This is a genomic window from Mycobacterium sp. AZCC_0083 (assembly GCF_014202335.1).
Taxonomy (GTDB): Bacteria; Actinomycetota; Actinomycetes; order Mycobacteriales; family Mycobacteriaceae; genus Mycobacterium.
Map to the genome: position 1 here is coordinate 126337 of NZ_JACHGP010000022.1, position 9228 is coordinate 135564.

A 9228-nucleotide genomic window follows, 5' to 3' on the forward strand; every position below is an offset into this window, starting at 1 on the left:
GCGTAACGCTATTGGCGAACATTTGTGAGGTAAGCGGGTGGCGGTCAGGGACAATCAGCGACATCTCGGCGTGTATCGGCAGCAATCTCGATAGCTCCGCACTGCTGGGCGGCGTCCAAGTCGGCGATCACCACAGGAGCGAGTATGGGCATACAGATGTAAATGCCTGTGCGGCAATAATTCTTCGCTCTGGGCTGTCTATGGCGCCGGTTGTGCTGGATATCACACAGGCGGTGCCGCTCATGGCGAATTACCGTGCGCCGAAGCACACTCAGGACCAACCTCACACCTGAACGATATTGCGCCACTGGGGATTAACGTGGGCTGCAACCTTTCGACGCAATTATGAGGTATCGCGTCCAACGCAGGTACACTGCGCCGGCGAAGGGACGGCTTGCGCTCCTCATTCCCACGGACGAGAGCCACACGCTCTCCGAACGAATCTGGACGGCACGTCAGCGACGACAGCCGCGTCGGGGACTCCGGCTGTTACAGCCCGGCGAACCGTGCCATCGTCTGCCCTTTTTGCGAGTTGGCCCACGACCGGGAACCGCTGTTTGCCGAGATCTTCTGGCAAGGAGCCGCTTTCAGTCGCATTTCGCGGTTGCCGGTCAGAGACGGCATCACATGAGGAGACTGACAGCTTGCTGCACACCAAGCAACGTCATGCCATGGGACGGCTTTCGTTTGTGGTCGCGTGGGCGGTGTCTGATCGCGATCTCATCGTAGTCGCGGACTGCGCCGACTCAGCGTTCCACGGCCAGCTAACGGTGATGACCGGGGTAACCGCGGGAATGTTCTTGCAGGCGACTAAATCGTGCGCCCCAATGTGCCGGCGTCCCGAGAGGTGAGAGGCCATCCTGGCCGTGTGTCAACTGGGTGAGGCGGATGCTTGCGGGACTGACGTCACGCCGCCAGGATCGCCTGCGCCACGGCGTCGGGATGAGTCAACAAGGTCTCGTGCGTTCCGGGCACCATGACCGGCTCGACGCCTAGCCACGAAGCGAACTGGGTTCCGGGCCGGTGCATCGCCTGGTCGTGTTCGCTGAGGATGTATGTGAAGGGGATCCCGAGTGTGGCCACGTCCGGCCCTTCGAAGGCATCGAAGAAGTAGCCCGTGGGCTGCGGTGTGAGCAGCTCGGACAGCAAGCGCTGGGCATCCACGGCAACGTCCTGCAGGAATAGTTGTTGGACGAACTCCAGGCTGAGCGCAATCGTCCGATTCGTTGACGCGTCGGCCAGGTCCCTGAGGATCCGCGCGTTCTGTGGCGGCGTGTCATCCACCACGGATCGCCCCGGTACTGGGATGAGCGCGTTGTGGAAGATGCCCTTGTGCACTCGGTGCGGCAGCCGGTGTATGGCCCCGGCCATTGGATAACCACCCCAGCTGCGACCGACCAGATCACCCTGTCGGCATCCTGGCGCTCCAGTGCCGCCGCGACGTACTCGATGGCGTCCTGAAGGCGATGTCCCGACGGATCATCTCAGTCAGCCAGACCGGGCAGCGTCAACGCTATCGCTCGATGTCCGGATGCCCGCAGCCGCGCGGCGACCGGTCGCCACGCCCAGCCACCATGCCAAGCACCTGACACCAAGTCGTATGTCGTTGATTCCATCGGCTACATCTCCTGCCGCAATGACCCACAGGGCGGACTAGGAGACAATGCACTACGGTTGCCGTCTTCTGCTGCTATGGAATGACTTTCACCCTTTCGTGCGATGAGTGAGCCGTGGCGAGTATATGGAAACAAAGCGACAAGATGAGCCAAGATCTGATCACTCCCGAATCTCTACAAACGAGCCAAGTCCTCAACGCAGATCGCATTCAGGTGACCTCGAGGTCGACTTGCGCTTCGATGAGCCCGTCGGAATATACCGTGTCGTTGGTTTCCAAATGGAGCTCGTCTTCGAGGGCCGGCTCACGCTGTGTTCTTCGATGACGACTTCTACCATCGAAATCTATTCTACGAAAATATCATTCGTCACCTCGATAGCTGGCTGGCACGCCTGCGCCACGTGATCTCGTAGCGCGTGCCCCAGGACCGTGGTCGACGAGATGGCTGTGCTGTGGTGCTGCAATCGCCCACCCGCTGGACTGAGCTGGAACAACTAAGGACGTCGTCACAGGGCGCGCCAACTCGCTCCGATGCCCAATCATCACCGGGCCATGCCGGGGTGTTCGTACTACCACGGGTGGATGACCGCGCAGATCGCCACACACCTGGGCATCGCCGAAGGGCACCGCGAAGTGTCGGCTCCGCTACGCAATGCAGACGCTAAGACTTGCGTTTGAGTAGATGAAAGTGACGTGATGAGGTGTTTCGAGGGAGTGAGAAGATGACCCGTTTCGAGGAGCGGCCCTCCAGCTGTGCGCCCGTACACCGCGACCCGTACGCACTCTGGGACGGCGCCTACATATTCGGATCGTTGTCGAGCGCGGAGCGTCGTCAGTATGAGGCGCACCTGCAGGGTTGCGCATCGTGTCGCGGAGCCGTGAGCGAGCTCAGCGGCATGCCGGCGCTGCTGCGGCTACTAGATCGCGACGACATCGTCGCGCTAGGTGCGGATCAACAGCTGGTGCCGCCGCTGCGTCCGGAAGTCGGGCCTGCAAATCAGAGCTGAAGGCGCATTCCGCGCACTTCTCAGTAGTACCGACGCAGACGCAACAAATCATCTCACCACGAAGCTATGAATACAGCGGGTCTTGTCTACCTGCACGGGACGGTTGCTCAGCCTCCAAAGCATCTCGTTGTGACCACCAGCGACTTCGGCCCTCCGTATCGCTCTTTCTCGAACGCATGTATGGGAATTACATAACGCTGATGGTCGGATACGGCCACAGCGACACGATAACGAAGCACCTCGCAAGGAGTCTGCGCCCAAATACCAGACAGCAGTACGCCATCCGCTCCTGTACATCACGATGCTGCCACCTTGGCATCGGATGTGATCACTATATAACGAGCGCTATCGCCTGCTAAGCTGGGAATCAAGCACGCGAGCGAGGACTGGGATGATGAGGCACCCACCCGACCAGAAGGCCAAAGCCCGGAAGGCGTTGATCCAGGCCGGTGCGCGTGCGTTGAAAACGTCTGGGTTCAACGGGATTGGCGTGGACGGCCTCGCTTCCTCTGCGGGAGTGACTTCAGGAGCGTTCTACTCAAATTTTCCGACCAAGGAGGCGATCCTTGAGGCCGTCATCGACGCCTACCTTCGGCGAGCCGTTCGTCTCCGATACCGAGTCCGCGACGCCCGCCGTAGTGCGAGCATGCCTATTTAGCTATCTCGACGAATACATCAGCACTGGTCACACCGCGGACCCGGCAGCCGGATGCGTGATGCCTGCCTTGAGTGCTGACGTAGCGCGGGCGCAAGCCCCGGTTCCTCGGCGTCTGGTTGGTTTCTCGTGTAACCCAGCGCAGCGCGACGAAGATAACTCGCGAAGGGCATCACATCTCGTTCGAAGCATCTCCACGAATCCTCTCCTGTCGCAGCCATTTGGCTGGCATAGGTGCGATCATCGGTGCGGTCGTTCATCGACGTGGTCCTGCCTTCTGGTCACTTCATCAGCGCGAGACGTTGGCGCCAGCCACAACGTGGTTCACCGCGCACCTCTCGACACAATCCCAACGGTCCGCCGAGAGTGCACAGCCATCCGCTCATGACAACGTTCATCCTCCATAGAAAAGCCTTCAACGCAATGACTGTCGGCATTTGGAGTCGTCAGCGTGCTGGTGCGGGCAGACCACCGCACCAGCACGCGATCGACAAGATTCTCGACGGCCGAGGGTCAATGATCGCTTGACATCGCCCGATGATGCCCGCGCCCCAAGCACTTTCATCACAGTCGATCAACGCGCCATAAGCGCCGTCGGCAGTTGACGCTGGCGATCCGCATTCCGCTGGTCCCGTTCATGCCTGAGCGCGACGTCGTGAGTACCAGGCGTGACTCAGCGCTGGTGGCAGTGCAACTGTTGCCACCAGTCCAGGAGGTCAGTCTCGGCCGGCTTCGATGAGCTTGTCGGCCAACCCATTCGGATTGGAGAACATCAGCTCATGCCCGTCGGGGATCTGAAAAGGCTGCATAGGCCCAAGCGCTCACTCATCCTCGGATGCCAGCTCCACTGCCCCGGCGGCAACGCGATGTCCTCGATGCCCAATAGGTAGCTGCGTGGAATGTCGAGCGTGTGGAACTTAGTGAGGTCTTGGCGCTCCTTTAGCGGCGCTAACGGCTCGGGTGACAAGTGGTCGTAGGAAGAGCGCGCCTATTCCAGATCGCCATCGTTGATAAACCTTTCGCGCCATAGCTCGAACGGCGCGACGTGGCGGTGCTGTTGTAGCCGATTGATGACTTGTGTCCACGCACTGCCGTCAAGAAAGGCGCCATCGACGAGGACAAACGTCGACACTGTCTTTACCCCGCGAATCTCGCGTCGCGATACACAAGCTGCTGTTGTAATCGTCACGTACATAGCGTCGGTGAACCAGACCGCACCACTACCAGTCCCGCGTAACCCAGGATGCACAGTCGTTACCCGCAATTCTCACGTGACGATGTCGCTGGGCGACGGCGCTCCGACAACTTTGTATGCGGGCGGCTCAGTTAGGTAGTGCCTTACGCGGAAACAACCACAGATGATCAGACGGGTCCTGGTGCGGGACATCCATTTTCTGCAGCGGACCGCCGCTGGACGATCAGCGCAGGGTCGTGTCAGGATCTCTGCCGAGCAACAAGGGAAGTGCCGACACGCAGTCGTCGACGACGACCTCCATCGATATTTCCCGTCGCGCGGAACTCTTGGCAGGCCACTGCAAGGCGCGGTCTTCGACGTAGGCGATCCAGGCGTGCACGACAGGAAGAGCACGCTCGTCAAGGTCGACCGAGTCGACCAGCATGCGATCAACGTGCGCAGGGAAACCGGTGTCGTTTTGGCGTCGCCGATCTCGGCGATCCGACCGAATATCAGCGCTACGTATGCTTTGCGCCTGCGGTCGATCTGGGCGATGTAGCGGTACACCACCTGAGTGACCGCCTCGGTCGGCGGAAGCCCCGCATCAGGTGTGACGTTTCGTAGCACGCGGCGGCCTGCCCCGGCGACGACCTCGCTGTAGTGGGCCGTTTTGGTGGGAAAGTAGTGAAACAGCAGGCCGCGCGAGATGCCTGCCTCGACGGTCACCGCGTCGACCGACAGTTCCTGGATGGGGCGGTCGACCAGCATGCTCAACCCTATCCGGACGAGCTGCTTTCGCCGGTCCTGCGGTGCGAGACGCTACCGTGTGCGGGGCCGGGACGTCGATGAATTCACGCGACTCCTTGCGGTGTTGATGTGACCTACATCATCCTCCCAGCGAGTCATCATGTACCGCCGAGGGCACTGATGAACCGCTCCAGTTCGCGCGGGATGTCGTCGCCGGCGGGTTGGTAAACGACCTCGGTAACGCCCAGTCGGGCGTATTCGCCGATGGTGCCTGCAAGCTTGTCTGCGGGGCCGGTGACCGGAAGGTGTTCGACCAGCGCGTACCCACCTGCGTCCCATGCGGCTAGGTCGGCCGCGTTCAGCGAAGTCAGGTGTCCCTGATTGACTGCAAGATGCCGGTCGGGTTCCGGAGTCTGCTCCACCACGTCGAGGAATGCGCGGCCGCCGGGCAGGGTCTCGATGACCTGGGCACCGCCCAAGGCATAGGGGTAATGGTAGTTGATCGCCCACGCCGCGCCCGCGGCCTCGCGCACCCGTGCGCTGCTGATTTCTTCGCCGTCGTCCAGGATCGTGCCGGCAATCAGGAGCGCCGACCATCGATAATCCTTCATCGCGGCGGTGGGATATCCGAAGGCCATAATTCCGTCCACACCAAGTGATTCGGCGGTCTGTGCGCCGCGCGGTCCCATCGCACCCAGTAGGATCGGGGGCAGAGTCGTCGATGGTGGCTGACCATCCTGCGTGGTCAGCATCCGCATCCTTGCGCCTTCCCACTCGACGGTATCCCCCGCGAGCAGGCCGCGATAGGCGCGCACGTATTCGCCGACGTAGCGCCAAGTCAGCGGGCGGTATCCCATCGCCACCCGGCCAGTGAAGCCGGTGCCGAAGGCCACCGCGAGCCGGTCGGGTGCCATTGACTGCAGTGTGAGGGTCTGGGTGGCATTGACCATCGGATGGCGCAAGCTCGGGATCAGCACGCCCGGGCCCAATCCGATCCGTGATGTCTGTTGTGCGGCCAGCGCGAGCATCATCCACACGTCGGGGCTCTGCTGCGGCGTGTCATACAGCCACGCCCGCGAATATCCGAGCTGCTCGGCGACGCGGATGTGCTGAGGCGACTCGTTTGTGGTGGCGAACGCGCACGAGATCTCAACCATGGTGTGCCTCTGCAGAACTGATGTGCTGCTCGATCAGCGTGCTGATCGTATCCAGCACTTCAGCGGCTAGGAGGGCTGCGGCGTCGTCGATCACCACAAGATGGGCGCCCGGAATTGCCGCGGTCATCCGCTGGCTGTCAGCGGGCGGAAATACGCGGTCGTGGCGACCCGACACGACCAAGGTTGGTGCGCAGATATGGCTGAACAGCTCATGTCGGTCGCGGCGGTTAGTGACCACCGACGTCACCGCGTGTGCACCAGCGCGCGGCTCGCATCGGTTGACCGCGTCGAGCAGCTGTTTTGACCGCGTCGGGTTATTGCGTTGTGTCTGCGGCGCGAAGAATTCGCCGACAATGCGGCCGCGCATCGACCGAGGTACTCCCCCGGCCGCCAAAATCACCCGAATCATTTTGCTGAACTGCAGCTTTTGCACGGCCAAGTCAGAACTCGTCCTGCACATCGCCGTCAGCGAGTCGGACCCACGTATAGTGTGTTGAGGCCCAAGCCACCATCGATACCGATCTCCTGGGCGGTGATGTATCCAGCATCGTCGCGGGTAAGGAATGCGACCAGGTCGGCCACCTCCCCGGGCCGCCCGAACCGGCCGCTGGGCAGCGCTGCCCGGATGCGCTCCTGATCGCCATCCGGCAACATCAGCACCTTTGGGGTAGCGATCATGCCGGGTAGGACGCAGTTCGCGGTGATTCCGCAGGAGCCGTTCTCAATGGCGATGGTCCGCATCATCCCGTGCAGGCCCGCCTTTGACGCGGCGTAGGCGACCTTGCCTGCCGACCCCATCTGGGCCGCCATGCTTGATATCGCCACGATGCGACCAAATCGCCTCTCCCGCATGCCCGTCAGGCACGCTTGAATCACTCGAAAAGCTCCGGAGAGGTTGACGTTCACATCGCGGGACCATTGCTCCTGCGACATCGAGTGAGCGGGTGCGAACGTGTCGACGATGCCCGCCACAGACACACAGATGTCGACGTCGGCGATCGCCGATTGCGGAATCGGGTCCGCAGTTAGATCGACAACCACGTCGGCCGACCCATATGCGTCCATTGTGCGCACCGTCAAACCGTCAGCTCGTAGCCGGTCGCAGATCGCAGAACCGATGCCCCCGTTCGCGCCCGTCACAAGCGCCACGCGTGTCACTACGTGCTCCTTCCGTTGCGCAATTCACGGCAAGCGGTTCCTGCCGCCCTGCACACCCCAACATTCTTAACGACTGTGAGCGCTGATTCATCCGCCCACCGACCCAACGCAGAGGCGAGTGGTGATGACGATCACCAGTGGCCGCCCTCGCCATTTCCGTCACAATCCGTACAACGCGGTCGGGCACATGCGTTTGGTTTTGCGAGGGCACATGGCCTTGTGCGAGCCCAGCGGGTTGTGGACCTTCCTGCCTGGTCCAGGATTTGAGTCCGAGGACCCAAGAGCGGGAGTCGTCAATGCCATGGAACGTCGACCAGCGGTGGTGAAGGGAACAACAATGGGCAATGGCCATCTGGTGGGAGCCGGACCGACGAGCTGGGGGCCGCCGCGCCGGCGGACGGTCGAATGGTACGACCCGCATCGGACCGTCACCGTCGGTGGCTCGATGCCGGGCATCGACTACCTGCGAGCGATCCTCGACAAGCGACTGGCACCCCCACCTAGCTTGGCGTTACTGCAGATCGAACTAATCGACGTAGCGTGGGGCCGGGTCACCTTCGGCTGCACACCCGACGAATCGATGATCAACGCGATCGGGACGATTCACGGTGGCATCCTCGGCACACTGCTCGACTCCGCAGCCTCATCCGCGCTGCTGAGCATGCAGCCCGCCGGCGTCGCCATAGCATCCATGGAGATCAAAGTCAGCTTCCTCAAATCGGTCTACCCGCAGGGCGATCCGCTGCTGGCCACCGGCGTCGTTGTCAGCCCCGGACCGCGCGTGGCGTTCACCGAGGCCAGCGTGGCCACCAATAGCGGCGTGGTGGCGGCTACCGCGTCGAGCAGCCTGTTCATATCCGATGCCACGTCCACCGGTTGAGCACCCACCCGGATTGTTTGGCAGAACTGCGAATATGCGGTGGACCTGAGGGACCCCAGCCAGATTCAGTTCCAGATGGTCTTCACCGATCAGGTCGATGGCTAGCGGCATCGAGCTTAAGCCGGCGTGGAGAGCCGCGTCTACGGGGCATCGGTATCGATGTGCTCGATGGAGACCATTGGCAATGGGACCTGGTCGGCTCCCCGCGCGGACCCTAGCGTGGCGAACGTGGCAAGGAAACCGTATGGGGCGGTTCTGGTTTCGCATGCCGAGCCAGACGTCGTAGTTATCGGAGCTGGCGTCCGTCCCCCAAACCATATTGCGCCACACGAGCGAAGCCCCAACACAACAGAAAGCGACATCCGCGATGTCCAAAACGTGGCTCATCACCGGCGCATCGTCGGGATTCGGCCGACTGCTCGCTGAGCGTGTCGCATCGGCCGGCGACCGCGTCGTCGCACTGGCACGGCGCGCCGGCCCGCTCGGCGAACTGGCTTCGACCGCCGCCGGCCTGGTCGCTCCCCTTTTGTGCTCGATCTCATGAGCGAGCAGGCCGGGCCGACGATAGAAGCTGCGATCCATCACGCCGGGGGCTTAGCCTGAATGCACCGATTCGCTGCTGATGTCGGGGTGAGTTCGGTTGTCCACCATAGGACTGGTGTTGGGCGTGGGTGAGTGCCCGACCTCTGGTGTCGGGTTGTTCCACTGGGACTTTCGGGTCGTGGGCGGGCAGGTGAGCGGCGGTTAGACATCCCAGGTTCGTAAGGTGTCAAGCGGCTTTGGCGGGTTGGCGGTGTGCCCAGGCGGTGTGTTCGTCGTAGGTGCTGTGGTGGCG

General features: G+C 62.0%; 10 protein-coding genes and 2 pseudogenes. 5 read left to right on the forward strand and 7 right to left on the reverse strand.

Annotated elements, in window-relative coordinates:
- Nucleotides 1-906: 906 nt before the first annotated feature.
- Complete coding sequence (locus tag HNP02_RS37245; protein WP_255507415.1) at nucleotides 907-1371, reverse strand: alpha/beta hydrolase; 465 nt, start codon at nucleotides 1369-1371, stop codon at nucleotides 907-909.
- A gap of 784 nt (nucleotides 1372-2155) precedes the next feature.
- Between HNP02_RS37245 and HNP02_RS44210 the strand changes: the two are divergent.
- From HNP02_RS44210 to HNP02_RS44215, 3 genes and pseudogenes are all read left to right on the forward strand, one after another.
- Nucleotides 2156-2297: pseudogene (locus HNP02_RS44210) on the forward strand (sigma factor-like helix-turn-helix DNA-binding protein); the annotation flags it as partial.
- Between the two features lie 40 nt (nucleotides 2298-2337).
- Nucleotides 2338-2622: a zf-HC2 domain-containing protein gene (locus tag HNP02_RS37250; protein ID WP_184445674.1), complete on the forward strand. Its 285-nt coding sequence runs from the start codon at nucleotides 2338-2340 to the stop codon at nucleotides 2620-2622.
- 394 nt (nucleotides 2623-3016) lie between these two features.
- Nucleotides 3017-3280, forward strand: coding sequence for a TetR/AcrR family transcriptional regulator (locus HNP02_RS44215; protein ID WP_184445675.1), 264 nt, complete (start codon nucleotides 3017-3019; stop codon nucleotides 3278-3280).
- A gap of 985 nt (nucleotides 3281-4265) precedes the next feature.
- On the opposite strand, the gene HNP02_RS42340 is transcribed toward HNP02_RS44215, so the two are convergent.
- The 6 genes and pseudogenes from HNP02_RS42340 to HNP02_RS37280 all read right to left on the reverse strand — a co-directional run bounded on the left by HNP02_RS42340 (nucleotide 4266) and on the right by HNP02_RS37280 (nucleotide 7513).
- Complete coding sequence (locus HNP02_RS42340; RefSeq protein WP_221318442.1) at nucleotides 4266-4466, reverse strand: hypothetical protein; 201 nt, start codon at nucleotides 4464-4466, stop codon at nucleotides 4266-4268.
- A 229-nt stretch (nucleotides 4467-4695) separates the two neighbouring features.
- Nucleotides 4696-4896 (reverse strand): hypothetical protein, encoded by a 201-nt coding sequence (locus HNP02_RS43345; protein WP_255507428.1) that lies wholly within the window; start codon nucleotides 4894-4896, stop codon nucleotides 4696-4698.
- A 230-nt stretch (nucleotides 4897-5126) separates the two neighbouring features.
- Nucleotides 5127-5219, reverse strand: a pseudogene (locus HNP02_RS43350) (TetR family transcriptional regulator); the annotation flags it as partial.
- A 137-nt stretch (nucleotides 5220-5356) separates the two neighbouring features.
- A complete protein-coding gene (locus HNP02_RS37270; RefSeq protein ID WP_184445677.1) occupies nucleotides 5357-6355 on the reverse strand; it encodes an LLM class flavin-dependent oxidoreductase in 999 nt (332 codons plus the stop codon).
- Nucleotides 6348-6794, reverse strand: coding sequence for an alpha/beta fold hydrolase (locus HNP02_RS37275; protein WP_184445678.1), 447 nt, complete (start codon nucleotides 6792-6794; stop codon nucleotides 6348-6350). The genes HNP02_RS37270 and HNP02_RS37275 overlap by 8 nt, the downstream gene beginning before the upstream one ends.
- A gap of 26 nt (nucleotides 6795-6820) precedes the next feature.
- On the reverse strand, nucleotides 6821-7513 hold the full coding sequence (locus HNP02_RS37280) for an SDR family NAD(P)-dependent oxidoreductase (protein ID WP_221318443.1): 693 nt from the start codon (nucleotides 7511-7513) through the stop codon (nucleotides 6821-6823).
- A gap of 337 nt (nucleotides 7514-7850) precedes the next feature.
- Here HNP02_RS37280 and HNP02_RS37285 point away from each other — a divergent pair, with 337 nt between their 5' ends.
- Entirely contained in the window at nucleotides 7851-8393 is a 543-nt protein-coding gene (locus HNP02_RS37285) for a PaaI family thioesterase (RefSeq protein WP_184445680.1), read from the forward strand.
- Nucleotides 8394-8760: 367 nt separating this feature from the next.
- Nucleotides 8761-8937 (forward strand): SDR family NAD(P)-dependent oxidoreductase, encoded by a 177-nt coding sequence (locus HNP02_RS37290; protein ID WP_184445681.1) that lies wholly within the window; start codon nucleotides 8761-8763, stop codon nucleotides 8935-8937.
- Nucleotides 8938-9228 lie beyond the last annotated feature (291 nt).